General features: G+C 70.9%; 21 protein-coding genes and 2 pseudogenes. 13 read left to right on the forward strand and 10 right to left on the reverse strand.

Annotated features, from left to right (window positions below):
• The first annotated feature begins 43 nt into the window (after window positions 1-43).
• Genes ABZ880_RS28625 through ABZ880_RS28635 form a run of 3 tightly spaced genes read left to right on the forward strand, consistent with a single transcriptional unit; the run spans window position 44 to window position 3,416 of the window.
• Complete coding sequence (locus ABZ880_RS28625) at window positions 44-952, forward strand: NTP transferase domain-containing protein (protein ID WP_361268141.1); 909 nt, start codon at window positions 44-46, stop codon at window positions 950-952.
• Window positions 949-2,322 carry a molybdopterin molybdotransferase MoeA gene (locus ABZ880_RS28630; protein ID WP_361268144.1) on the forward strand — a complete coding sequence of 458 codons (1,374 nt, stop codon included), beginning with the start codon at window positions 949-951 and terminating at the stop codon, window positions 2,320-2,322. The genes ABZ880_RS28625 and ABZ880_RS28630 overlap by 4 nt, the downstream gene beginning before the upstream one ends.
• A complete protein-coding gene (locus tag ABZ880_RS28635; protein ID WP_361268147.1) occupies window positions 2,319-3,416 on the forward strand; it encodes a potassium channel family protein in 1,098 nt (365 codons plus the stop codon). The genes ABZ880_RS28630 and ABZ880_RS28635 overlap by 4 nt, the downstream gene beginning before the upstream one ends.
• 3 nt (window positions 3,417-3,419) lie before the next feature.
• Here the strand turns inward: ABZ880_RS28635 and ABZ880_RS28640 are convergent, their stop codons facing one another.
• Together ABZ880_RS28640 and ABZ880_RS28645 are read right to left on the reverse strand one after the other, a co-directional pair.
• Entirely contained in the window at window positions 3,420-4,268 is an 849-nt protein-coding gene (locus ABZ880_RS28640) for an ABC transporter permease (protein ID WP_361268151.1), read from the reverse strand.
• Window positions 4,265-5,260, reverse strand: a complete 996-nt coding sequence (locus tag ABZ880_RS28645; protein ID WP_361268154.1) for an ATP-binding cassette domain-containing protein — start codon at window positions 5,258-5,260, stop codon at window positions 4,265-4,267. The genes ABZ880_RS28640 and ABZ880_RS28645 overlap by 4 nt, the downstream gene beginning before the upstream one ends.
• A 163-nt stretch (window positions 5,261-5,423) precedes the next feature.
• On the opposite strand from ABZ880_RS28645, the gene ABZ880_RS28650 reads away from it, so the two are divergent.
• Complete coding sequence (locus ABZ880_RS28650; RefSeq protein ID WP_361268156.1) at window positions 5,424-6,404, forward strand: NAD(P)H-quinone oxidoreductase; 981 nt, start codon at window positions 5,424-5,426, stop codon at window positions 6,402-6,404.
• A gap of 133 nt (window positions 6,405-6,537) precedes the next feature.
• Here ABZ880_RS28650 and ABZ880_RS28655 read toward each other — a convergent pair whose 3' ends face one another.
• A complete protein-coding gene (locus ABZ880_RS28655) occupies window positions 6,538-7,065 on the reverse strand; it encodes a hypothetical protein (RefSeq protein ID WP_361268159.1) in 528 nt (175 codons plus the stop codon).
• Window positions 7,066-7,203: 138 nt separating this feature from the next.
• Here ABZ880_RS28655 and ABZ880_RS28660 point away from each other — a divergent pair, with 138 nt between their 5' ends.
• Window positions 7,204-7,755: a PadR family transcriptional regulator gene (locus tag ABZ880_RS28660; RefSeq protein WP_361268162.1), complete on the forward strand. Its 552-nt coding sequence runs from the start codon at window positions 7,204-7,206 to the stop codon at window positions 7,753-7,755.
• An 86-nt stretch (window positions 7,756-7,841) separates the two neighbouring features.
• Window positions 7,842-8,381 (forward strand): bacterial proteasome activator family protein, encoded by a 540-nt coding sequence (locus tag ABZ880_RS28665; RefSeq protein WP_361268165.1) that lies wholly within the window; start codon window positions 7,842-7,844, stop codon window positions 8,379-8,381.
• A gap of 88 nt (window positions 8,382-8,469) precedes the next feature.
• Here the strand turns inward: ABZ880_RS28665 and ABZ880_RS28670 are convergent, their stop codons facing one another.
• Entirely contained in the window at window positions 8,470-10,092 is a 1,623-nt protein-coding gene (locus tag ABZ880_RS28670) for a protein kinase (RefSeq protein ID WP_361268167.1), read from the reverse strand.
• A gap of 337 nt (window positions 10,093-10,429) precedes the next feature.
• Between ABZ880_RS28670 and ABZ880_RS28675 the strand changes: the two genes are divergently transcribed.
• On the forward strand, window positions 10,430-11,995 hold the full coding sequence (locus tag ABZ880_RS28675) for a protein kinase (RefSeq protein WP_361268170.1): 1,566 nt from the start codon (window positions 10,430-10,432) through the stop codon (window positions 11,993-11,995).
• Window positions 11,996-12,074: 79 nt separating this feature from the next.
• Here the strand turns inward: ABZ880_RS28675 and ABZ880_RS28680 are convergent, their stop codons facing one another.
• A complete protein-coding gene (locus ABZ880_RS28680; RefSeq protein WP_361268420.1) occupies window positions 12,075-13,088 on the reverse strand; it encodes a phosphotransferase in 1,014 nt (337 codons plus the stop codon).
• Window positions 13,089-13,616: 528 nt separating this feature from the next.
• Between ABZ880_RS28680 and pdhA the strand changes: the two genes are divergently transcribed.
• From pdhA to ABZ880_RS28695, 3 genes are read left to right on the forward strand one after another with little or no spacing between them, the layout of a single operon-like run.
• Window positions 13,617-14,795 (forward strand): pyruvate dehydrogenase (acetyl-transferring) E1 component subunit alpha, encoded by a 1,179-nt coding sequence (pdhA, locus tag ABZ880_RS28685; RefSeq protein ID WP_361268172.1) that lies wholly within the window; start codon window positions 13,617-13,619, stop codon window positions 14,793-14,795.
• A gap of 1 nt (window position 14,796) precedes the next feature.
• Entirely contained in the window at window positions 14,797-15,774 is a 978-nt protein-coding gene (locus tag ABZ880_RS28690) for an alpha-ketoacid dehydrogenase subunit beta (RefSeq protein ID WP_361268175.1), read from the forward strand.
• Between the two features lie 10 nt (window positions 15,775-15,784).
• Entirely contained in the window at window positions 15,785-17,194 is a 1,410-nt protein-coding gene (locus ABZ880_RS28695) for a dihydrolipoamide acetyltransferase family protein (RefSeq protein ID WP_361268178.1), read from the forward strand.
• Window positions 17,195-17,267: 73 nt separating this feature from the next.
• Here the strand turns inward: ABZ880_RS28695 and ABZ880_RS28700 are convergent.
• The 4 genes and pseudogenes from ABZ880_RS28700 to ABZ880_RS28715 all read right to left on the reverse strand — a co-directional run.
• A pseudogene (locus tag ABZ880_RS28700) lies at window positions 17,268-17,783 on the reverse strand (class I SAM-dependent methyltransferase); the annotation flags it as partial.
• Between the two features lie 303 nt (window positions 17,784-18,086).
• Window positions 18,087-18,230: pseudogene (locus ABZ880_RS28705) on the reverse strand (SAM-dependent methyltransferase); the annotation flags it as partial.
• A gap of 10 nt (window positions 18,231-18,240) precedes the next feature.
• Window positions 18,241-18,600: a GNAT family N-acetyltransferase gene (locus ABZ880_RS28710; RefSeq protein ID WP_361268181.1), complete on the reverse strand. Its 360-nt coding sequence runs from the start codon at window positions 18,598-18,600 to the stop codon at window positions 18,241-18,243.
• Window positions 18,601-18,875: 275 nt separating this feature from the next.
• Complete coding sequence (locus tag ABZ880_RS28715; RefSeq protein WP_361268184.1) at window positions 18,876-19,775, reverse strand: serine hydrolase; 900 nt, start codon at window positions 19,773-19,775, stop codon at window positions 18,876-18,878.
• Window positions 19,776-19,983: 208 nt separating this feature from the next.
• Between ABZ880_RS28715 and ABZ880_RS28720 the strand changes: the two genes are divergently transcribed.
• The 3 genes from ABZ880_RS28720 to ABZ880_RS28730 all read left to right on the forward strand — a co-directional run bounded on the left by ABZ880_RS28720 (window position 19,984) and on the right by ABZ880_RS28730 (window position 22,871).
• On the forward strand, window positions 19,984-20,646 hold the full coding sequence (locus ABZ880_RS28720) for a GntR family transcriptional regulator (RefSeq protein ID WP_361268187.1): 663 nt from the start codon (window positions 19,984-19,986) through the stop codon (window positions 20,644-20,646).
• On the forward strand, window positions 20,643-21,938 hold the full coding sequence (locus ABZ880_RS28725) for an MFS transporter (RefSeq protein WP_361268189.1): 1,296 nt from the start codon (window positions 20,643-20,645) through the stop codon (window positions 21,936-21,938). The genes ABZ880_RS28720 and ABZ880_RS28725 overlap by 4 nt, the downstream gene beginning before the upstream one ends.
• 156 nt (window positions 21,939-22,094) lie before the next feature.
• Window positions 22,095-22,871, forward strand: a complete 777-nt coding sequence (locus tag ABZ880_RS28730) for a hypothetical protein (RefSeq protein ID WP_361268192.1) — start codon at window positions 22,095-22,097, stop codon at window positions 22,869-22,871.
• Window positions 22,872-22,884: 13 nt separating this feature from the next.
• Here the strand turns inward: ABZ880_RS28730 and ABZ880_RS28735 are convergent, their stop codons facing one another.
• Window positions 22,885-23,709, reverse strand: a complete 825-nt coding sequence (locus ABZ880_RS28735) for a maleylpyruvate isomerase family mycothiol-dependent enzyme (RefSeq protein WP_361268195.1) — start codon at window positions 23,707-23,709, stop codon at window positions 22,885-22,887.
• Between the last annotated feature and the right edge of the window lie 102 nt (window positions 23,710-23,811).

The raw sequence follows: 23,811 nt of genomic DNA on the forward strand, positions 1-23,811 counted from the left end.
CCCCCGCGTTCCCTGTGATCGCGGCGGCACGCATACTCGGGGGGTGACCTCGTACGAGCCGACGGACGCACAGGGCGCCGCCGACGCCGGGTCCGTCGCGTATGACGCCGTCGTCCTCGCCGGTGGCGCCGCGCGGCGGCTGGGCGGCGCGGACAAGCCCGGCCTGCGCGTGGGCGGCCGGGCCCTGCTCGACCGGGTCCTGACCGCCTGCGCCGACGCCCGCACCACCGTCGTCGTCGCCGACGCCCGGCCCACCGCCCGCCCGGTGCGCTGGGCCCGCGAGGACCCACCCGGCGGAGGCCCCCTGGCGGCGCTCGGCGCCGGGCTGCGGCACACCACGGCGGAGCAGGTCGTCGTCCTCTCCGCCGACCTGCCCTTCCTCGGCGCGCAGACGGTGGGGCGACTGCTGAGCGCCCTGCGTGCAAGCGTCGCCGACGGCGTCCTGCTCACCGACGCCGACGGCCGCGACCAACCGCTCGTCGCCGCGTACCGCACACCCGCGCTGCACCGCGAACTCGCCGCACTCTCCACCGAGCACGACGGCCTCACCGGCCTGCCGCTGCGCAGGCTCACCGCCGCCCTCGAACTCACCCGCGTCCCCGACCCCGTCGCATCCTTCGACTGCGACACCTGGGACGACATCGCCACCGCCAGGGCACGTATCAGGGAGCATGGGCACGTGTTGGATGAATGGATTTCCGCAGCCAAGGACGAGCTGGGCATCGACCTCGACGTCGACACCGGCGTCCTGCTCGACCTCGCCCGCGACGCCGCCCACGGTGTGGCCAGGCCCGCGGCACCACTGACCACCTTCCTCGTCGGCTACGCGGCCGCCCAGGCCGGCGGTGGCCCCGAAGCCGTCGCCGAGGCCGCCCGCAAGGCCGTGGCCCTCGCCCTGCGCTGGGCGCAGGAGGACAACCCCGACGCCAAGCCCGACACGGACGCAGGATGACCGCCCACCCCACCCGGACCGGTCAGGACGCCGAGGACCTCGACGTCGAGGAGGTGCTCGCCCTGGTGAACGACCACGGCGGCCGCACACCGGGCGACCCCGCACCCGCATCCACGCCGCCCGCACCCAGTGCCCAGCCCGCCACCGCCCATCGGCCCGACCTCCACCACAGGGCCACCCACTGGCCCGAGGCCCGAGCGATCGCCGCCCGCGCCGGCCGGTCCGCCACCCGCCATGCCCCCGTCTCCGTCACCCTCGACGGCGCTCTCGGCCTCACCCTCGCCGCGCCCCTCCCCGCCCTCACCGACCTGCCGTCCTTCGACACCTCGGCGATGGACGGCTGGGCGGTCGCGGGACCCGGCCCCTGGGACGTACGCGACGAGGGCGTCCTCGCCGGACACGCCGAGCCGGAGCCCCTCACGGACGGCGAGGCCGTCCGTATCGCCACCGGCGCCCGCATCCCCGCGGACACCACCGCCGTCCTGCGCAGCGAGCACGGCCGCATCGACGACAAGGGCCGTCTGCACGCCAACCGCGAGATGCAGCACGGCCAGGACATCCGCCCCCGCGGCCAGGAATGCCGCTCCGGCGACCAACTCCTGCCCGTCGGCACCCTCGTGACCCCCGCCGTGCTCGGGCTCGCCGCGGCCGCCGGCTACGACAGCCTCACCGCCGTTCCCCGCCCCCGCGTCCAAGTCCTCGTCCTGGGAGACGAGTTGCTCACCGAGGGCCGGCCGCACGACGGCCTGATCAGGGACGCCCTCGGCCCGATGCTGCCGCCCTGGCTGCGCGCGCTCGGCGCCGAGGTCACCGCCGTACGCAGGCTCGGCGACGACGCGAAGGCCCTGCGCAAGGCACTCAACGCCTCCGACGCCGACCTGATCGTCACCACCGGCGGCACCGCCTCCGGACCTGTCGACCATGTCCACCCCATCCTGGAGCGGATCGGCGCGGAACTCCTGGTCGACGGGGTGAAGGTGCGCCCCGGCCACCCCATGCTGCTGGCCCGCACCAAGGAGAACCAGCACCTCGTCGGCCTCCCCGGCAACCCGCTCGCCGCCGTCTCCGGCCTGCTCACCCTCGCCGAACCCCTGCTGCGCACCCTCGCCGCGCGGCCCGCCCCGGAGCCGTACACCCTGCCGATCCAGGCCACGGCCCACGGGCATCCGCACGACACCCGGCTCATCCCCGTCGTGCTGCGCGGCGAGGGTGCCGTGCCGTTGCACTACAACGGCCCGGCCATGCTGCGCGGCATCGCGGTGGCCGACGCGCTCGCCGTCGTACCACCGGGCGGCGCCCGTGCGGGTCAGGAGCTGGAGCTCCTCGATCTGCCCTGGGCGTCCGCCGGAATCGGGGTGTGTTTCACGTGAAACTTCCGGGCCATGACGCGATCGCCCGCCAGGCGGACGAACATCTCGTGACCCACAGGGTGAAACTCCCGAAGAAGGTGGTCGAGCGACCGATCCGACAGGTCGGCAAACGGCTGCTGCTGGCCCTGCTGGTGCTGGTCGCGACCGCCTTCATCGTCTACGCCGACCACGACGGCTACAACGACAACTCCGACGGCTCCGTCGACCTCCTCGACGCCTTCTACTACGCGACCGTCACCCTCTCCACCACCGGATACGGCGACATCACCCCGGTCAGCGACGCTGCCCGGCTCACCAACATCTTCGTCATCACGCCCCTGCGCGTGCTCTTCCTGATCATCCTGGTCGGCACCACCCTCGAGGTCCTCACCGAACGCACCCGGGAGGAATGGCGCCTGAACCGCTGGAGGTCCGCCTTGCGCGATCACACCGTCGTCGTCGGCTTCGGGACGAAGGGGCGCTCGGCGATCCAGACCGTCTGTGCCACGGGGCTGAAGAAGGAGCAGGTCGTCGTGGTCGACCCCAGCTCCAAGGTGATCGACGCCGCGACTGCCGAGGGCTACGTCGGTGTCATCGGGGACGCGACGCGCAGCGAGGTGCTGAAGCGGGCCGAGGTGCACAGGGCACGGCAGATCATCATCGCGACCCAGCGCGACGACACCGCCGTACTCGTCACACTGACGGCACGGCAGCTCAACCGCGGGGCGAAGATCGTGGCCGCGGTGCGCGAGGAGGAGAACGCACCGCTGCTCCAGCAGTCCGGCGCCGACGCGGTCATCACCAGCGCCAGCGCGGCCGGACGCCTGCTCGGTCTGTCCGTGCTCAGCCCTGCGGCCGGCATGGTGATGGAGGACCTCATCCAGCAGGGCAGCGGGCTCGACATCGTCGAACGCCCGGTCATAAAGGCCGAGGTGGGCAAGAAGCCGCGCGAGACGGACGACCTGGTGGTGAGCGTCGTACGAGGGCATCGGGTGCTCGGATACGACGATCCGGCCGTCGGGACACTGCAGTTGACGGACCGGCTGATCACGATCGTGCGGGCGACGCCGGGCGCCCAGGTCGCCCCGGACGTCCGGCCCCTCCGACAGAACTGAGTCCTACTTGCGGTTGTAGAGCCGCATCGTGACCGGCCCGAAGACCAGCACGAACAGGCCCGCCCAGCCCAGCGACCAGGCGACCTCGTCCGCCGGCCAGTCACCGGCCATCAACCCCCGTACCGCGGACGACAGATGGGTGATCGGGCTGTTGTTGACGAACGCCTGCAGCCAGCCCGGCATGGTCCTCGGGTCGACGAAGACGTTGGACAGGAAGGTCAGCGGGAAGATCACCATCATGCTGACGCCCATCACCGACTTCTCGGTGCGCAGCAGCAGCCCGAACATGGTCCAGATCCACGAGAACGCGAACGAGAACACGACCAGCAGCGCGATCCCGGCGAGCACACCGCCGACCCCGCCGTCCGGGCGGTAGCCGAGGATCACGCCGACGGTGAGCATCACGACGGACGCGATCGTGTAGCGCAGGGCGTCGCCCAGCAGATAGCCGACCATCGTCGACGGCCGCCAGATGGGCAGCGAGCGGAAGCGGTCGAAGACGCCCTTCTCGATGTCCGTGTTGACCGAGACCCCGGTGTACATCGTGATCATCACGACCGACATGACGAGGATGCCCGGCAGCAGGAACTGGATGTACTCCTTCGGCGACCCGGCCAGGGCGCCCCCGAACAGGTACGTGTACATCAGCACCATCATGATCGGGAACGCGGTGACGTCGAAGAGCTGCTCCGGGACATGCTTGATCTTGAGGATCGCCCGCCAGCCGAAGGTCAGCGAGGCCGACAGCGCGCTCGGGCGCGGCGGCCGCTCCCCGGCGATCAGCAGCGCGGCGAGCGACTCGGCGCTGACGGGGGCCAGGTCCTGGGCGTCGGTGGTTGTCGCGGTGCTCATGCCGCCACCTCGTCCTTCGGGCTGTGGGTGTCATGTCCGGTGAGGGCGAGGAACACCTCGTCCAGGCTGGGCTGCCCCAGCGAGAAGTTGTCCACGACGACGCCGGCGCGGGCCAACTCGCCGAGCGCCCGGGCGGCCTGTTCGGCGGCGATGCCGCTGGTCGCCGTACCGACACGGGCCGTCAGCGCGACCGGGTCGGGCTCCAGCTGCACCTGAGCGTCCAGGGTCCGCCGCAGCACCTCGGCCGCCTCGGGCCGCTGCTCGGCGTCCCGCAGCCGCAGATGTACGGAACCGGCGCCGACGGACGCCTTCAGCTCGCCCTTGGTGCCCTCGGCGATGACCATGCCGTGGTCGATGACGGCGATCCGGGAGGCCAGCTGGTCGGCCTCGTCCAGGTACTGCGTGGTCAGCAGCACCGTCGTGCCCTGGGCGACGACCGCGCGCACGATGTCCCAGACCTGGTTGCGGCTGCGCGGGTCGAGCCCGGTCGTCGGCTCGTCGAGAAACAGCAGGTCGGGGGTGTTGAGGATGGAAGCGGCGATGTCGATACGGCGCCGCATGCCGCCCGAGTAGTGCTTGACCTGCTTCGCGGCGGCCTCCGTCAGCCCGAAGGCCTCCAGCAGCTGCCCGGCACGCACCAGCGCGGCCTTCTTGCCGTGGCCGAGGAGGCGGCCCAGCAGGACCAGGTTCTCGCTGCCGGTGAGGTCCTCGTCGACGGAGGCGTACTGGCCGGTGAGGCTGACACGGCTGCGGACCTCGTCGGCCTCGCGCACCACGTCGTGGCCGAAGACGTGCGCCTCGCCGGCGTCGGGCCGCAGCAGGGTGGCGAGCATCTTCACGGTGGTCGTCTTGCCGGCGCCGTTCGGGCCGAGGACGCCGTAGACCGTGCCGGCCGGGACGGCGAGGTCGACGCCGTCGACGGCCCGGGTCTCACCGAACGTCTTCACCAGTCCCGCGGTCTCGATGGCCAGGCCGGACGTGTGCTGGCTCATGGTGGGGTGTCCTTCCGCGCACTTGGGTTACGCATGGGGAGACCTTTACCGTCGCGCGAACTCATCGGTGATCGCACACTTTTTTTCCCGCGCTCACACGGCCCTGGCCGGTGCGCGCCCCGCCGCCGCGGGGGACGCGGACGCAAGGAGTAGCGTCCCCCTCATGCATGCGATCACGATTCCCGAACCTGGTGGGCCCGAGGCGCTGGTGTGGGACGAGGTCCCGGATCCCGTGGCCGGTGAGGGCGAGGTGCTGGTCGAGGTGGTGGCCGGTGCCGTCAACCGCGCCGACATCCTGCAGCGGCAGGGCTTCTACGACCCGCCGTCCGGCACGTCCCCCTACCCCGGCCTGGAGTGCTCGGGCCGGATCGCCGCGGTAGGCCCCGGCGTCTCCGGCTGGGCCGTCGGCGACGAGGTGTGCGCGCTGCTCACGGGCGGCGGTTACGCGGAGAAGGTCGCGGTCCCGGCCGGGCAGCTGCTGCCCGTCCCCAAGGGCATCGACCTCAAGCAGGCGGCCGCGCTGCCCGAAGTGGTCTGCACGGTCTGGTCGAACGTGTTCATGATCGCCCATCTGCGCCCCGGCGAGACGCTGCTCGTGCACGGCGGCTCCAGCGGCATCGGCACCATGGCCATCCAGCTCGCCAAGGCGATCGGCGCCAAGGTCGCCGTCACGGCGGGCACCAAGGAGAAGCTGGAGCGCTGCGCCGAGCTGGGCGCCGACATCCTCGTCAACTACCGGGAGCAGGACTTCGTCGCCGAGGTCAAGAAGGCCACGGACGGCGCGGGCGCCGACGTCATCCTCGACAACATGGGCGCCAAGTACCTGGACCGCAACGTCCAGACCCTCGCCGTCAACGGCCGCCTCGCGATCATCGGCATGCAGGGCGGCATCAAGGGCGAGCTGACCATCGCCACGCTCCTGAACAAGCGGGCCGCCATCAGCGCGACCACGCTGCGCGCCCGCCCGCTCGCCGAGAAGGCGGCCATCGTCGCGGCCGTACGCGAACACGTCTGGCCGCTGCTCGACGGCGGCCACGTCCGCCCGATCGTCGACCGCGAGATCCCCATGAGCGACGCGGCAGCAGCCCACCGGGTCGTGGAGGAGAGCGGTCACGTGGGCAAGGTGCTGCTGGTCGTGCCCTGAGGCACCTGACGGGACCAGGGCCTGTCCGGCGGATCATGCCGACGTCGCGGGGTCTGGCACGCGCATCTGACCCTGCTCACCGGGGCTGACAAGGCACCGATGGCCAGAGTCGGCCTGATCCGCCTGGCAGGACCTAGCCGCGCCGCAGCCGCAGGCCGACGAAGGCGAGGCCCAGGCCGAGTCCGATCAGGACCAGGCCGCCGCCCAGCGGGAGGATCCGCAGGACGGGCTCCGTGGGGCCTTCGGCCTGCGCGGCGGCCGACTTCGCGGGGTGCGGTGAGGGCCTCGGCGGGAGCAGGCCGGCTTCCGCGGGCGGCGACGCGGACACGGCCGGGTCCGTATCGGCCTGGCCCTCCGAGTTCGCCGTGTCCACGCCTCCGTCGCCGTCTCCCTCGTCCGAGGGGCCGCCCGTGGAGTTGTCCGCCGTGTCCCGCCGCCCAGGCCGCTCCCGCCCCTCACCGGCCACGCTCCCGGCCCGCGAAGGCTCGGGCGGCTCGTGGGAGGCGGCGGAGGAGGCCGCCGCGGACTCGGTCGCCCGGGGGACGAGAGCGGGCGTACGCGTGGAGTCGTCCGTCGGTACCGCTGCGTACGTCGATACGGGGCCGTACGACGACACGGCGCCGTACGACGCAACACTCCCGCCCGGCGGAAACACGATCACGCCGGCCCCCACGCCCACCACCAGTCCCGCCCCTCGCAAAGACCGCAGCCATGGATTCACGCCCCAAGCCTCACATCGCCCCGCACTTCCGGCATTCCGTGTTCCGCCGAAATACCGAACCCGCTGCACAATCCGGGTATGTCGATACGTCACGGGCTGCTGGCGCTCCTGGAACAAGGCCCCCGGTACGGCTCACGGCTGCGCACCGAGTTCGAGGCGCGCACCGGTGGCACCTGGCCCCTGAACATCGGGCAGGTCTACACGACGCTCGGCCGGCTGGAGCGGGACGGCATGGTCGCGCAGGACGGCGTGGACGAGGCCGCGCGGGTGCTGTACGCGCTCACGGACGCGGGCCGGGCAGAGCTGCGGGCCTGGTTCGCGCGGCCCGTGGAGCGGGACAGCCCGCCACGCGACGAGCTGGCGATCAAGCTGGTGCTCGCCGTCGGCGCACCCGGCGTCGACGTGCGGCAGGTCGTCGAGGCACAGCGCCGGCATGTGGCCCAGGCTCTGCACGAGTACGTACGGCAGCGGGCGCAGGCGCTGGGCCGGGCGCCCGGGCATCCGGACGAGCTGGCGCGGCTGCTGGTCCTGGAGCAGCTCATCTGCCATGCGGAGGCCGAGATCCGCTGGCTCGACCACTGCGAGGCCCGTCTGCTGCGGATGACCATCGCGCGCGAGGGCGGCGACTGACGCAAACCCCCGCAGCGTAAACGGTGGATCACCCTCCACAGGGGGCACCACGGTGATGAGATGCACGGGTGCGAGAGAATGGCGGCATGGAGATGCCGAGGAACGAACGGTCGTCGGAGACCCCCCAGATCCTGGTCGTGGGCCAGGACGGCATGGCAATCGGCGGTGGTGACGACGACTCCCGCGAGATTCCGGTGACGGAGCAGGTCGAGCAGCCGGCCAAGGTGATGCGGATCGGCAGCATGATCAAGCAGCTCCTGGAGGAGGTGCGCGTCGCTCCCCTGGACGAGGCGAGCCGGGTCCGGCTCAAGGAGATCCACCGGAGCTCGGTGAAGGAGCTGGAGGACGGCCTGGCGCCGGAGCTGGTCGAGGAGCTGGAGCGGCTCTCTTTGCCCTTCACGGACGACGGCACCCCCAGCGACGCCGAACTGCGCATCGCGCAGGCCCAGTTGGTGGGCTGGCTGGAGGGCCTCTTCCACGGGATCCAGACCACGCTGTTCGCCCAGCAGATGGCCGCGCGGGCCCAGCTGGAGCAGATGCGCCGCGCCCTCCCGCCGGGCGTGGGCGGCCACGAGACGGGCGAGGACGGACACACCGGCGGCCGCTCGGGCGGACCGTACCTCTAGACGCCGTACCTCTGGACGCCGTACCTCTGGACGAACGCGCGAAGGGCCGGGCAGCTGAGCAGCTGCCCGGCCCTTCCCGTGTTCCGGATCAGGACGGCGGGTTGCCCGTCGAGACGCTCAGCTCGATCTCCGGCATGTCCTTCTCGGAGACGTCCGTGTCGGCCGAGGGGAACTGGTCGATGACCGCGCCCTGGCCGTACGTGTTCTCGTCGACGTTCTTGATCTTCAGCTGCCAGCCGGCGGCCTGGAAGCACGCCTTGACCGACTGGATGTACTTGAACCGGAAGTCCGGCAGCCGGATCTTCTTGGGGTCGTTGTACGACTCCTCCGGTTCCGTGCACGCGGACGTCTCGATCTTCTTCGAGGTGTCCGGACCCCGGTAGCCCGCCGCCTTCGTCGCCGACGCGCTCGCGCTGGAGCCGGTGTTCTGGGCGTTGTCGTTGCTGCCGCCGTTGTTGAGCAGGATGGCTGCGAGCAGGACGGTGACGGCGATGAGCGAGACGATGACCGAGCCGACGACCAGCGGCTTGTTGTTCTTGCCGCCGCCGCCCGCGGGCGGCGTGGCGGGCTGGGGCGTGATGTTGTACGGCGGTGGGGTCTGCGGCTGCGCGTACGGGGAGGGCGTCTGGTAGCCGCCCTGCTGCGGGTAGCCGTACGCCGGAGAAGGAGTGGGCGACGGTGTGCCGTACGGGTTCGGGACCGGCTGGTACGGCGTCTGTACGGGGCCCGTCGGCGCCGGGGTGGCCTGGTCGACCGGCGGGAACACCGCGGAGCCGACGCCGGCACCGCTCGAGGTCTGCGCGCCCGGGACGATGCTCGGCGGGGCGGCCTGGAAGGACGCGGCCACGCGCAGGCACTCGTCGCGCATGGACTCGGAGCTCGGGAAACGCTCGTTCGGGTTCTTCTTCAGCGCGCGGGCGACCAGCGCGTCCACCGCGGGCGGCAGGGACCGGTTGACCGAGGAAGGAGCCACCGGCTCCTCCTGCACATGCGCGTACGCGATCGCCAGCGGGGAGTCCGCCTCGAACGGCAGCCGCCCGGTGACCAGTTGGAACAGCATGATGCCGACCGAGTACAGGTCGGAACGGGCGTCGACGCCGCGGCCGAGGGCCTGCTCGGGCGAGAGGTACTGCGGGGTGCCGACGACCATGCCGGTCTGCGTCATGGACGTGACACCGGACTGCATGGCGCGCGCGATGCCGAAGTCCATCACCTTGACGACGCCGCGCTTGGTCATCATCACGTTGCCCGGCTTGATGTCCCGGTGGACCAGGCCCATCTCATGGCTGATCTCCAGCGCCGCCAGCACGTCCGCGGTGATCTTCAGCGCCTTGTCGGCGGGCATCGCACCGAACTGCCGTACGTCCTCGTCGAGCACCGAGCCCAGCGGGCGGCCCTCGATGTACTCCATGACGATGTACGGCGTCGTCATCCCGTCGAGGGTGTCCTCGCCGGTGTCGAAGACCGAGACGATATTGGTGTGCGTGAGCTTGGCCACGGCCTGCGCCTCGCGGCGGAAGCGCTCGCGGAAGGCCTGTTCCCGGCCGAGATCGGTGTGCAGCGTCTTGATCGCGACCTGGCGGTCGAGCACGGAGTCGTACGCGAGGTGCACCGAGGCCATGCCGCCCTCGCCGAGCAGGTCGCGCAGCTGATAGCGCCCACCGGCGACCGCGCGTCCCGCATACCGGCCGTGTGCGCCGTCCTGGCTCATGTTTCCGCGTCCCCCATCGGCCTTCAGGCGCCGGCCCGGCTGTAGTTGATCGAATAGCTCATTCCCGGCCAAGTCTGCCCCAGGGCAGTGACACGTCAAGCTCGGTGCCCGTTCCGTGACCGTACGCGAAAGAAGCGTCTCGGGAGCGTTACAGAGGTTGTACGGGCGGTACACAGAATTTGCACGAGGACACAAGATGACGGTTTGATGGCCGGTCCGTCCTGTGCCGGTTCCGGCCCCCTTCTCGGACCGGCGGCTTGCGTTGAGGCTGTAGCGTGGCCGACGGAGACCGTAACAACACCGCGCGTACCGCGGGCAGAAACGACGGCGAGGACTGATGGCACAGCAGCAGCGCGCTCAGGGCCCGTCCGACCCCGAGGCGACTGGCGGCGGTATGTCAGATGCGCCGGAAATGTGGGGTAACGGCGGGCTAGTCGGGGACGGCCGGTACCGGCTGACCCGCAGACTCGGCCGGGGCGGCATGGCAGAGGTGTTCGCCGCCGAGGACGTGCGCCTCGGGCGCACCGTCGCGGTCAAGCTGCTCCGTGCCGACCTCGCCGAGGACCCGGTCTCCAAGGCCCGCTTCACGCGCGAGGCCCAGTCGGTGGCCGGTCTCAACCACCACGCGATCGTCGCCGTGTACGACTCCGGCGAGGACTTCGTGGGCGGTCAGTCCGTGCCGTACATCGTCATGGAGATCGTCGAAGGCCGCACGATCCGCGACCTGTTGATCAACGCCGAGGCGCCGGGCCCCGAGCAGGCCCTGATCATCGTCTCCGGCGTCCTGGAGGCGCTCGCCTACTCGCACCAGCACGGCATCGTGCACCGCGACATCAAGCCGGCGAACGTCATCATCACGCACACCGGTGCGGTGAAGGTGATGGACTTCGGCATCGCGCGTGCCCTGCACGGCGCGCAGTCGACGATGACGCAGACCGGCATGGTCATGGGCACGCCGCAGTACCTCTCCCCGGAGCAGGCCCTCGGCAAGGCCGTCGACCACCGCTCCGACCTGTACGCGACGGGCTGCCTGCTCTACGAACTCCTCGCGCTGCGGCCCCCGTTCGTCGGCGAGACCCCGCTGTCGGTGGTCTACCAGCACGTCCAGGACATCCCGGTCCCGCCGTCGCAGATCTCGTCCGGCGAGGCCCCGCCGGAGCTCGACGGCCTCGTCATGCGCTCCCTCGCCAAGGAGCCGGACGACCGCTTCCAGACCGCCGAGGAGATGCGCGGGCTGGTCCAGTACGGGCTGCAGATGCTGTACGACCAGGGCGGCCACACCGGCACCTGGAACACCGGCCCGGTCGACATGCACGAGGGCCGGCACACCCCGGCCGCCGGTTTCGCGGGCACGCAGGTGCTGCCGCACCCCGGTGACTCCTCCGGTACGACGCAGATCCCGCAGCCGATCCTGCCCGCCGGTTACGGCAACGGCGACGACAGCGGCTTCGAGGGGCACGGCAACCGGGGCAGCGGCCGCGGCAAGCTGTGGATCCTCGCCGTCCTCGCGGTGATCGCCATCGCGGCCGGTGTCGCGCTGGCGCTGCACAACACCGGTGGGGGCGGCGGCGGTACGGGCACCTCGCAGTCGCCGACCTCGACGAAGTCCACGAAGGACGACACGTCCTCCGCGACACCGAGCGACGAGCCGACCGACGAGACGACGGACACGTCCACGGACGACGGCTCGACGAGCGGCGGGTCCGGGGACTACACCCCGTCGGCCACGCCGTCGTACACGCCGTCCCCGACCGAGAGCAGCGAGCCCACGAGCCAGCCGACGACGGCCAAGCCGACGACGGCCGCGCCGACGACCGCCGAGCCGACGGAGCCCACGGACCCGCCGACGGACCCGACGGGCGGAGGCGGAACGGACCCCGCGGACGGTGGCCTGACCGGCTGACCGGACGGCGAGACAGCCTCCACGCGCGCGTGGCGCCTATTGCGGCCCACGCGCGCGTTGCTGTTTGCGCCGCCCCGCGTCACTCCGCGAACGCCTCGCACACCGCGTCGTACTCCCGCGTCCACCACACCGCCAGCGCCGAGGCCGCCGGGAACTGCGGGTCCGCGCGGGTGTCGCCGCGTTCGTAGTGCCAGCGCAGCATCCAGAAGTCGTTGAGGCGCTCCCACCACACGCGGTGCACGGCCGCGGCGAGTTGGGAGGGCGAGGCGCCGGCCGTGCGCCGGTACGCGCGCGCGTACGCCCGTACCTTCGGCAGGTCGAGCGCGCCGACGGGCCGTACGAAGAAGATCGCGGCGGCGCGGACGGCCTCCTCGGCGCGGGGGCGCAGGCCGAGCCGGTCCCAGTCGACGATGGCGGCGGGCGCGTCCCCTTTGTAGAGCAGGTTGAACGGGTGGAAGTCCCCGTGCACCCAGCCCACCGAACCCCCTTGCGCGGGACGCCTGTCGGCGTGCTGCTCCAGGAGCGCGCGCCGCTCCAGGAGGCGGTGGCGGGCCAGTTCGTCGAAGGAGTCGGCGGGGCGGTGACGGCGTACCCGGCCGAGCAGGTCGTCGATGAGGGTGAAGGTGTCGGCGGGATCGGCGCTGACGGCGGGCGCCGCGGGTGTTGCGCGCGCCCGCGTGTGCGGCGGCATCACACGCTCCAGACTCGCGTGTACGACGCCCAGGAGCGCCCCGAGCCGCTCGCACTGCCCGGTGGTGAGCTGCCCGCCGTGGCGGTGCCGTCCGTCGACCCACGGGTGCAGTGCGTACGCATGCCCGCCGACCACGGCGACCGTGCGCCCGTCCCGGCCGGCCAGCGGCGGCGCGACCGGGACGCCCAGGTCGGCCAGGCGCTGGGTGGCGCGGTGCTGGCGGGCGATCGCGGCCGGGTCGGCGGTCTCGGGGTCGAAGTGGTGCTTGAGGAAGTAGCGGCCTCGGGTGGTGGACAGGCGGTAGCCACGGTTGAGCAGGCCCTGCTCGACGGGCTCGCAGGTGACGGCACAACCGGCGGTGTACTGGCGCAGCAGGGCGCCCAGCGGGGGCGCGTGAGGCACGAGGGGTGGTACGGAGGAGCGCGGCACGCGCCAGATGCTAGGGCACAAGCCGGGCCGGTGAGCTGGGCGTTGTCACAGGCAGTCGTCGGCAGTCGCTTTCGGTCACGGCATGTGCCGGAAGTGGCGCACTGCGACGTCGGGCCGGGTGGCCGGAATCCGTACCCATCGCGTCGGCCCCCGTGCCGGCCTCGCCTTCACCCAGGGCGGACGGACCCGCCCGAGGTGGACTCTTCCCGTGACCTGGGTCACCGGGATAACGTGCCGTTGTTCCGGCCCCCTGCAAGGCTGTGACCAGGAGATGTTCCCGACTTTCGCGATTTACTTGGAAATCCAAGCAAAATCGCAGGTCAGGAGGGGTTTCACAGAAATGTGGAGCACTGGGTAACGTGCCTATTGCAGGGCGCTCGCCGGGGCACCTGTCACGCCTGTCCCGACCGAGCCGCACCCACCCTGTGCGTCCGTAGGGGTGCAGGTGAGCCGCACTGGCACCCGGCGAACCCGGGATGCCGGACCGACGGAGGAGCACACGTGACCGTGGAGAGCACTGCCGCGCGCAAACCGCGACGCAGCGCCGGAACCAAGAGCACGGCCGGCAAGCGCACGACCGCAAGAAACGAGCCGGGCACCGACCCCGCGCTCGTACAGCTGCTGACGCCCGAGGGCGAGCGCCTGAAGAACGCCGAGTACGACAAGTACGTCGCCGGCATCACCCCTGACGATCTCCGCGGTCTGTACCGCGACATGGTGCTCACGCGCCGCTTCGACGCCGAGGCCACCTCGCTGCAGCGCCAGGGCGAGCTGGGCCTGTGGGCCTCGCTGCTCGGCCAGGAGGCCGCCCAGATCGGCTCGGGCCGGGCCACCCGCGAGGACGACTACGTCTTTCCGACCTACCGCGAGCACGGCGTCGCCTGGTGCCGCGGGGTCGACCCGACCAACCTGCTCGGCATGTTCCGCGGCGTGAACAACGGCGGCTGGGACCCCAACAGCAACAACTTCCACCTCTACACGATCGTCATCGGCTCCCAGACGCTGCACGCCACCGGCTACGCGATGGGCATCGCCAAGGACGGCGCGGACAGCGCGGTGATCGCCTACTTCGGCGACGGCGCGAGCAGCCAGGGCGACGTCGCCGAGTCCTTCACCTTCTCCGCGGTCTACAACGCCCCGGTCGTCTTCTTCTGCCAGAACAACCAGTGGGCGATCTCCGAGCCGACCGAGAAGCAGACCCGCGTCCCGCTCTACCAGCGCGCGCAGGGCTACGGCTTCCCGGGCGTCCGCGTCGACGGCAACGACGTGCTGGCCTGTCTCGCGGTGACGAAGTGGGCCCTGGAGCGCGCCCGCAGCGGCGAGGGACCGACGCTCGTCGAGGCGTACACGTACCGCATGGGCGCCCACACCACCTCCGACGACCCCACCCGCTACCGGGGCGACGAGGAGCGGCTGGCCTGGGAGGCGAAGGACCCGATCCTGCGCCTTCGCCGGTACCTGGAGGCCTCAAACCACGCGGACGAGGGATTCTTCGCGGAACTCGAGGCCGAGAGCGAGGCGTTGGGCAAACGAGTGCGCGAGGCGGTCCGCGCCATGCCGGACCCGGACCACTTCGCCATCTTCGAGAACGTGTACGCGGACGGGCATGCGCTCGTCGACGAGGAGCGAGCCCAGTTCGCCGCCTACCAGGCGTCGTTCGCGGATGAGGGGGGTCACTGAGATGGCCGAGAAGATGGCTCTCGCCAAGGCGATCAACGAGTCGCTGCGCCACGCCCTTGAGTCCGACCCCAAGGTCCTCGTCATGGGCGAGGACGTCGGCAAGCTCGGCGGCGTGTTCCGGGTGACGGACGGACTGCAGAAGGACTTCGGCGAGAGCCGGGTCATCGACACCCCGCTCGCCGAGTCCGGCATTGTCGGTACGGCCATCGGTCTGGCGCTGCGCGGCTACCGGCCGGTGGTGGAGATCCAGTTCGACGGTTTCGTCTTCCCGGCCTACGACCAGATCGTCACGCAGCTCGCGAAGATGCACGCGCGCTCGCTGGGCAAGGTCAAGCTCCCGGTCGTCGTCCGCATCCCCTACGGCGGCGGCATCGGCGCGGTGGAGCACCACTCGGAGTCCCCCGAGGCGCTCTTCGCGCACGTGTCGGGCCTGAAGGTGGTCAGCCCCTCCAACGCGTCGGACGCGTACTGGATGATGCAGCAGGCCATCCAGAGCGACGACCCGGTGATCTTCTTCGAGCCGAAGCGGCGCTACTGGGACAAGGCCGAGGTCAACACCGAGGCCATCCCCGGCCCGCTGCACAAGGCGCAGGTGGTCCGCGAGGGCACCGACCTGACGCTGGTCGCGTACGGCCCGATGGTGAAGCTCTGCCAGGAGGTCGCCGCCGCGGCCGCCGAGGAGGGCAAGTCCCTGGAGGTCCTGGACCTGCGCTCGGTGTCCCCGCTCGACTTCGACTCCATCCAGGCGTCGGTGGAGAAGACGCGCCGCCTGGTCGTGGTCCACGAGGCGCCGGTGTTCTTCGGCTCGGGCGGGGAGATCGCCGCCCGGATCACGGAGCGCTGCTTCTACCACCTGGAGGCCCCGGTCCTCAGGGTCGGCGGCTACCACGCCCCGTATCCGCCGGCCCGCCTTGAGGAGGAGTACCTGCCGGGCCTGGACCGGGTACTCGATGCCGTCGACCGCGCCCTGGCGTACTGAGGAGAGGGTCGTGACGACGATGACGGAAGCGTCCGTACGCGAGTTCAAGATGCCGGACGTCGGTGAGGGGCTCACCGAGGCCGAGATCCTCAAGTGGTACGTCCAGCCCGGCGACACGGTCACCGACGGCCAGGTGGTGTGCGAGGTCGAGACGGCGAAGGCGGCCGTGGAGCTGCCCATCCCCTACGACGGTGTCGTCCGCGATCTGCATTTCCCCGAGGGCACCACGGTCGACGTGGGCACGCCGATCATCGCGGTGGACGTGTCGGGCGGTACCGCGGCTCCCGCCGAGGCACCGGCCGAGGTTCCCGCGGCCGCCGAGGCTCCCGAGGAGAAGAAGCCCGAGGGCTCGGGCCGCCAGCCGGTGCTGGTCGGCTACGGCGTGGCGGCGTCCTCCACCAAGCGCCGCCCGCGCAAGGGCCCGGAGGTCGTGGTCTCCCAGGCGTCCGCGGCGGTCCAGAAGGAGCTGAACGGACACGGGACGACCGCCCCGGCTGCCGCGGTCGAGAAGCCCCGCCCGCTGGCCAAGCCGCCGGTGCGCAAGCTGGCCAAGGACCTGGGCGTGGATCTGGCGACGGTGGTTCCGTCCGGCCCGGACGGCATCATCACGCGCGAGGACGTCCACGCGGCGGTCGCGCCCACGGCACCCGTGGCTCCCGAGCCGGTGCCCGTGGCCCCGGCTGCGGTTCCGGCCGCCGCGCCGGCCACGTACGACACGGCGCGCGAGACCCGTATCCCCGTCAAGGGCGTGCGCAAGGCCACGGCGGCGGCGATGGTCGGTTCGGCGTTCACGGCGCCGCATGTCACCGAGTTCGTGACGGTGGACGTGACCCGCACGATGAAGCTGGTCGAGGAGCTCAAGCAGGACAAGGAGCTGCAGGGCCTGCGGGTGAACCCCCTGCTGCTGGTCGCCAAGGCGCTGCTGGTCGCGATCAAGCGCAACCCGGACGTCAACGCGTCCTGGGACGAGGCGGCCCAGGAGATCGTGCTCAAGCACTACGTGAACCTGGGCATCGCGGCGGCCACCCCGCGCGGGCTGATCGTGCCGAACATCAAGGACGCGCACACCAAGACGCTGCCGCAACTGGCCGAGTCCCTGGGTGAGTTGGTGTCCACGGCGCGAGAGGGCAAGACGTCTCCCGCGGCCATGCAGGGCGGCACGGTGACGATCACCAACGTCGGCGTCTTCGGCGTCGACACGGGCACGCCGATCCTCAACCCCGGCGAGTCTGCGATCCTCGCGATCGGTGCGATCAAGCTCCAGCCGTGGGTGCACAAGGGCAAGGTGAAGCCCCGCCAGGTGACGACACTGGCCCTGTCCTTCGACCACCGGCTGGTGGACGGGGAGTTGGGCTCCAAGGTCCTGGCCGACGTGGCGGCGATCCTGGAACAGCCGAAGCGGTTGATCACCTGGGCGTGAGCGCCTTCGAACGGCTGATCGGCCAGGCGTGATCCGAGAGGCGGCCCCCCGGTTGCGTGCGGGGGCCGCCGGGTCACTTCCCGCCGACCCCGGACGCGGGCCTCCGCGCCAGCAGCGTGGCGATCGGCCACTTCCTCCCCGCCTCGGGCTCCTGCACCACCCGCGCGGTGACCTCGAGCCCGGCCTCACCCAGCAACTCGGCCAGCCGGTCCGCCGGTTGCAGATACGACTCGTACGACACCGGATGGCCGCCGTAGGCCTGCGCAGGCCGCAGCCGCTCGCCGTCTCCGACATGGCCGGCCAGCATCAGGCGGCCGCCGGGTGCGAGCGTCCGGCGGAACTCGGCGTAGATGCGGGGCAGTAGCTCCGGTGGGGTGTGGTGGGTGGAGTAGTAGGCGAGGACGCCGCCGAGGGTGCCGTCCTCGATGTCCAGTGCGGTCATCGAGCCCACCCGGAAGGTCAGCCCGGGATGGGCCCGCCGGGCCTGCTCCACCATCCGCGGTGACACGTCGACGCCGAGGACGGACAGCCCGAACCCGGCCAGGTGGGCCGTCACATGGCCCGGTCCGCAGCCCAGGTCTGCGAGCGGGCGATGGTGCCCCGCCGAGTGGTGTAGCAGCGATCGTGGCGAAGGGGCAGGTCGCGCACGCAGCCTCCCGCCCGGCGCTGGTAGCTGCCTGACTCCTCGTCAGCTCGGAACGGCTACCCCCGGCGGGCCCGTGGGGCGACCTGGCCAAGGATCGGCAGCATCACGTCGACGGCGCCATCACCTGACACCCCGTCAGGCGAGCGGGATCGGTGATCGCGGAATTCGGCTCGTGGCCTGCGACTCCATCACGATCGTCGCTACACCACTCGGCGGGACGCCACCGAGCGGGCCGCCCCCGCCCTCCCGTACGGACTCCGCGAACGTGGCCAGCAATGCGCGGGACAGCGGGTCCAGTTGCGTCGGTCGCTTGACCTGCTCGGCATAGTCGGCGGCGACGGTGTCGTACGACTCCCGGACGGCGGTGAGGTAGGAGGCTTCCAGCGTCACCCGGGCGACTCTAGTGGTCCAACTCCAGCCGCAGACACACGTATTCGGCCTCGCCCGGGCCCGGGCGGCTGTGGCCGTCCCGCCGCCATCCGTGGCGGGCGTAGAAGGCCTGGGCCCGGCTGTTGCGCTGCCACGCCTCCAGCACGCCCTCGGTCAGCGGCCTCTCGCGGAGGAAGCGGACGAAGGCCTCGTGCAGCAGGCTGCCGATGCCCTCGCCCCAACTGCCCGGCCGGACATGGATCTGGTACAGCTGGCCGGTCTTCGCGGGATCGACGTCGTCCTCGTACGGCGGGCCCATCGACAGCACGCCCGCCACCGCGCCCTCGCGTACCGCACCGTCCGGTCGTCGCGCTCGATCGCCCGCAGCCACGCCTGCCGCCGGTCCGCACGCGCCTCGGGAGAGGTCAGCTCCGCGTCCGCCGGGCGCCCGCCGGCCCGGTAGTAGGCGGCGCGGGCCCGGTGTGGATGTCCGTCACGGTGTCCAGGTCGTCGAGGGTGGCGGGGCGCAAGGAGATCGGGGAGGTCGCCATGGTGCGGGTGGCGCCAGGGGTGCGGAAGACGGTTCCGGCCGTTGCCTCTTGGCATGACGAAGGGGCCGGCCGCGGGTGGGCGGCGGGCCCCTTCAGCCATGTGTGTCGACCGGCGTCAGCTGATCTTGGCGTAGCCGTAGTTGATGAGCTTCTTCACGTCCGACGTGCGGTCGGTCGCGGAGGGGGCGGTCATGACGGCGCCCATGACCGACTCGCCGTTCAGCGTGGCGGCGAAGACGAGGCAGTACTTGGCGTCGGTGCCCGAGCCGGTCTTGATGCCGAGCGTGCCGTTCCAGCCGAGCAGGGTGTTGGTGTTGCTCCACGTCCCCATCGTGCGCGTGGAACCGGAGCTCGTGATCGTCTTCGCCGTGTAGGACTTGGTCTTCACGACGGTCTTGAACGTGGAGCTCTTCATCACGCTGCGGGCGACCTTCGTCAGGTCGCGCGGCGTCGAGTAGTTGGAGCCGTTGCTGATGCCGTCGAACGAGTCGAAGTGCGTGTTCGTCATGCCGAGGCTCTTGGCCATCGTGTTCATCTTGCCGATGAAGTTCTTGGTGCGAGCCGAGACGGTGGTGCCGGAACCGAACTTGTCCGCGAGAGCCATCGCGGCGTCGCAGCCGGACGGCAGCATCATCCCGTACAGCAGCTGACGGACGGTGACCTTGTCACCGACGATCAGGTGGGCCGACGAGGCGCCCTTGGAGACGATGTAGTCGCTGTACGCCTTCTTGATCGTGACCTTGGCGTCCAGGTTCAGGTTCGACTGCGAGAGCACGACCTTGGCGGTCATGACCTTCGTGGTGGAGGCGGTGAGCCGCTTCGTGTCGGCGGCCTTGGTGAAGAGGGTCTTGCCGGTGGCGCTGTTCATCAGGAATCCGCCCTTGGCGGTGATGGTGGGCGTCGTGACGGCCTGCGCCGGAGCCGCGGTGAGAGCTCCGGTGGCGAGCACTGCGCCGGTCGTGATGGCGACGGCTGCGGCTCTGCGGACACGGAAGCCCTTGGTGGCGGTTGTCAACTCAAATACCCCGAATACGTTGAATGCCCCAGATGTGCGGCCGGAATGGAGGGGGAAGAAAGTGGGGCCGCACGTGTGTGACACGTAACTAGCACAGATGGTTGTGTGGTTGCTGAGGCGGGTTCCGATTGGACAGCCGTTGGACAGCAAACCGTCCGGATCCTGGACCCGCTCCCTCATGCGTACGTGTTGTATCTATGCTGTTCGCATGACCACCCCGGGGACCCTGTCCGTCAAGCAACCACCGGCCGCCGACCGTGTCTACGCCCACGTCAAGCAGGGCGTCCTGGAGCGCCGTTACGAGGGTGGGACCCTCCTCACCGAGGGCGAGCTCGCCGATGCCGTCGGGGTGTCGCGCACGCCGGTGCGCGAGGCGCTGCTGCGGCTCGAGGTGGAGGGGCTGATCAAGCTCTACCCGAAGAAGGGCGCGCTCGTACTGCCGGTCTCCGCCCAGGAGATCGCCGACGTCGTGGAGACCCGGCTGCTGGTCGAGGAGCACGCGGCGCGCAAGGCCGTACCCGCTCCGGCCGGGCTCATCGAGCGGCTCGAGGAGCTGCTGGCCAAGCAGAAGCAGCAGGCCGCCGCCGGGGACCTCGCCGGGGCCGCCGTCACGGACCGCTGCTTCCACGCCGAGATCGTCCGCAGCGGCGGCAATGAGATCCTCTCCCGCCTCTACGACCAACTCCGCGACCGGCAGCTGCGCATGGGCGTCGCCGTCCTGCACTCCCATCCCGACCGGATCGCCAAGACCCTCGTCGAGCACGAGGAGATCCTGGAGGCGTTGCGCTCGGGGGACGCCGAGGCCGCGGTCGGGGTCGTCAACCGGCACGTCGGCTGGTTCTCCCACCTCGCCCGGGGTGAGGTCCGATGAGCAGCACCACTCTGCCGGGTGACCCGCCCGGCGGCCGGCGCGCGATGGCGGTCTGGGGAATCGGCGTCTCGGTCTACTTCGTCGCCGTCATCTTCCGTACGTCCCTGGGCGTCGCCGGCCTCGACGCGGCCGACCGCTTCCATGTGAACGCCTCGGCGCTGTCGACCTTCTCGATCCTGCAACTGCTGGTGTACGCCGGAATGCAGATACCCGTCGGCCTGCTGGTCGACAGCCTCGGCACCAAGAAGGTCCTGACCATCGGCGTCGTGCTGTTCACGGCGGGTCAGCTCGGCTTCGCCTTCTCGCCCTCGTACGGCACGGCCCTCGCCTCCCGCGCGCTGCTGGGCTGCGGTGACGCGATGACGTTCATCAGCGTGCTGCGGCTCGGCACCCGCTGGTTCCCGGCGCGCCGAGGGCCGCTGGTCGCACAACTCGCGGGCCTCGTCGGGATGGCGGGCAACCTGGTCTCCACGCTGGTGCTGGCCCGGCTGCTGCACGGCGTCGGCTGGACGGCGGCGTTCGCGGGCAGCGCGCTCGCGGGTGTCGTGGTCCTCGTACTGATGCTGCTGTTCCTCAAGGACCACCCCGAGGGCCACGAGCCGGAGCCCTTCCCGCACCAGGGCGCCGCCTACGTCCGGCGGCAGATCGCGGCCTCCTGGCGTGAGCCGGGGACCCGGCTCGGGCTGTGGGTGCACTTCACCACCCAGTTCCCGGCGATGGTGTTCCTGCTGCTGTGGGGCCTGCCGTTCCTGGTCCAGGCCCAGGGCCTGTCCAGGGCCACGGCGGGGGAGCTGCTGACGCTGGTCGTCCTCTCGAACATGGTCGTGGGTCTCGTCTACGGCCAGATCGTCGCCCGGCACCACGCGGCCCGGCTGCCGCTGGCGCTCGGCACGGTGGGCGCGACTGCGCTGATGTGGGCGGTGACGCTGGCCTACCCCGGCGAGCACGCGCCGATGTGGCTGCTGGTCGTGCTGTGCACGGTGCTCGGTGCCTGCGGCCCGGCGTCGATGATCGGCTTCGACTTCGCCCGCCCGGCCAACCCGCCGGAGCGGCAGGGCACGGCGTCCGGCATCACCAACATGGGCGGCTTCGTCGCGTCGATGACCACGCTGTTCCTGATCGGCGTGCTGCTGGACGCGACGGGCGACAACTACAGCGTCGCGTTCTCCGCGGTGTTCGTGCTGCAGGCACTCGGCATCAGCCAGATCCTGCGGCTGCGCGGACGGGTCGCCCGGCGGGAGCGGGAGCGGCTGGTGGCGAGCCGGGTGGAGACGGTGCACGTGCCGGCGTGAGACGGGGCGGTTCACTCCAACCGGCCTTCACAGCACAGGTGTTGCTGTGTCATAGGCGTGTGACAGCGGTGTCGTGAAGCGAGGACGGGCGTGACCTGCGGGGTCTTCGGGACCTCATAGTGATCGAACGCAGTACCCGCCTCCGAAGGGACATCCGTGTTGAACCGCCACCTGCGCAAGGCCGTCGTCGTCACCGCTGCGGTCACCGCCGGCCTGCTGATGACGGCGTGTCAGAACGGCTCCACGAACAGCAGCTCCTCGAGCAGCGGCTCCAAGAGCAGCACCGGCTCCCAGCACGGGTCGACCTCGAAGACGTCCAAGCACTCCAAGTCGTCCGGCTCTTCGGGCAAGCAGGGTTCCGGTACGGCCGCGCAGAACGCGGCGAGCTCCAAGCAGGGCGTCAACGGCACCTTCGCCGGCGGCAAGGTCAGTTACCTCGCCCCCGGCAAGTACATCGTGTCCGTGCCCGGCAAGACCGACCAGGCGTTCTTCGTCGCCGACGACACCGCGGTCTACGGCGCCGGCACCATCTGCGGCAGCTCGCGCTGCACTCTCGACCAGCTGGAGACGGCGACCAGGAAGGCCGCCGTCACCGCCGACGTGACGATCAGCAAGGGCGTCGCCACCGTCGTCCGCGAGCGCCACGGCACCGGGAACGGTGGCTCCGGCTCGAAGGGCGTCAACGGGACCTGGCTCGGCAACGTCTCCTACCTCGCACCGGGCAAGTTCACCGTCTCCGACATGAAGGGCGTCGAGCAGGCGTTCTACGTCGCCGACGACACCGTGGTGAAGGGCGCGGGCACCATCTGCGGCAGCCCGAACTCGGTGTCCACCTGCACGCTCGACCAGCTGGAGGCCGCCGCGAAGAAGGGCGTCTCGGCCAAGGTCGTGATCGCGAACGGGGTCGCGACCTCGGTGACCGAGGACCACTGAGCCGACCGACGCCCTACGACGTCACCGCGAAGTTCCGCAGGATCCCCGCCGTGAGCTCCGGATCGCCCTCCGCCTTCACCCGGTCCGCCGCCGCGTCCGGTGTCACCCGGCCGCAGGCCAGGCGCACGAACGTCTCCCAGTCGAGGGTGAAGGTGGCGGCGGGACCGAGGGCAGGGGCGGTTTCGAGGGTGCCGCGGCCCTGGATGTCGACGCGGATGGTGCGCAGGAACTCGATCGGGCCGTGCACGTCGAAGACGATCGCCGAACTGCGCGGCGCGTCCGCCTTGTCGGCGACGACCTCCGGGAGCGCGCCGAGCAGCACGTCACGGGCGATGTGCGCGCCGGGGGAGTCGAGGTTGCCGGGGCGCCCGAGGGCGGCGCGCAGATCCTGCTCGTGCACCCACACGTTGAACGCATGGCCGCGCATGGACTCTTCGAGGGTGAGCTCGGTGCCGAGCGGGGCGCGCACCTTGGTGCCCGGGTCCCGCGACTCGTTCCGCAGCTGGCGGTTGCGGCGGATGATCACGTACTCCAGCTCGGAGGTCATCTCCGGCGCCGTGTGGTGGCGGCGGACGTCGACCTGCATCTCCATATAGCGCTGGTTGTCGTTGGTGACGTGGTAGAGGTCGCGCGGCAGGGTGTGGATGGGGCGCGGGTCGCCGAGCATCTCGCAGTCCAGGCCGATGACATGGGAGACGATGTCCCGGACCGACCAGCCGGGGCACGGGGTGCGCCGGTTCCACTCTCCCTCCACCAGCGGCCCCACCAGCTCGGATATCGCTTCGATGGAATGGGTCCAGGCGTCGGCGTAGGGCTGGAGGGTGGGATGCAGACTCACGGAACGGGACCCCTCGGCGGTCGGTACTCGGGCGGTTGGTGGCAGCGTTGCCAGCGGGAGGTGGCTGCACTCGGCGGGTGTCTTGAGACGCTAAGTTACGCT

The sequence above is a fragment of the Streptomyces sp. NPDC047043 genome, from assembly GCF_040644055.1.
GTDB lineage: Bacteria > Actinomycetota > Actinomycetes > Streptomycetales > Streptomycetaceae > Streptomyces.

Excerpts from the sequence above, each read along its gene's own strand:
- ABZ880_RS28630 (WP_361268144.1), top strand. The coding sequence starts at position 949 with ATGACCGCCCACCCCACCCGGACCGGTCAGGACGCCGAGGACCTCGAC.
- ABZ880_RS28640 (WP_361268151.1), bottom strand. The coding sequence starts at position 4,268 with ATGAGCACCGCGACAACCACCGACGCCCAGGACCTGGCCCCCGTCAGC.
- ABZ880_RS28645 (WP_361268154.1), bottom strand. The coding sequence starts at position 5,260 with ATGAGCCAGCACACGTCCGGCCTGGCCATCGAGACCGCGGGACTGGTG.
- ABZ880_RS28650 (WP_361268156.1), top strand. The coding sequence starts at position 5,424 with ATGCATGCGATCACGATTCCCGAACCTGGTGGGCCCGAGGCGCTGGTG.
- ABZ880_RS28660 (WP_361268162.1), top strand. The coding sequence starts at position 7,204 with ATGTCGATACGTCACGGGCTGCTGGCGCTCCTGGAACAAGGCCCCCGG.
- ABZ880_RS28665 (WP_361268165.1), top strand. The coding sequence starts at position 7,842 with ATGGAGATGCCGAGGAACGAACGGTCGTCGGAGACCCCCCAGATCCTG.
- ABZ880_RS28670 (WP_361268167.1), bottom strand. The coding sequence starts at position 10,092 with ATGAGCCAGGACGGCGCACACGGCCGGTATGCGGGACGCGCGGTCGCC.
- ABZ880_RS28675 (WP_361268170.1), top strand. The coding sequence starts at position 10,430 with ATGGCACAGCAGCAGCGCGCTCAGGGCCCGTCCGACCCCGAGGCGACT.
- ABZ880_RS28690 (WP_361268175.1), top strand. The coding sequence starts at position 14,797 with ATGGCCGAGAAGATGGCTCTCGCCAAGGCGATCAACGAGTCGCTGCGC.
- ABZ880_RS28720 (WP_361268187.1), top strand. The coding sequence starts at position 19,984 with ATGACCACCCCGGGGACCCTGTCCGTCAAGCAACCACCGGCCGCCGAC.
- ABZ880_RS28725 (WP_361268189.1), top strand. The coding sequence starts at position 20,643 with ATGAGCAGCACCACTCTGCCGGGTGACCCGCCCGGCGGCCGGCGCGCG.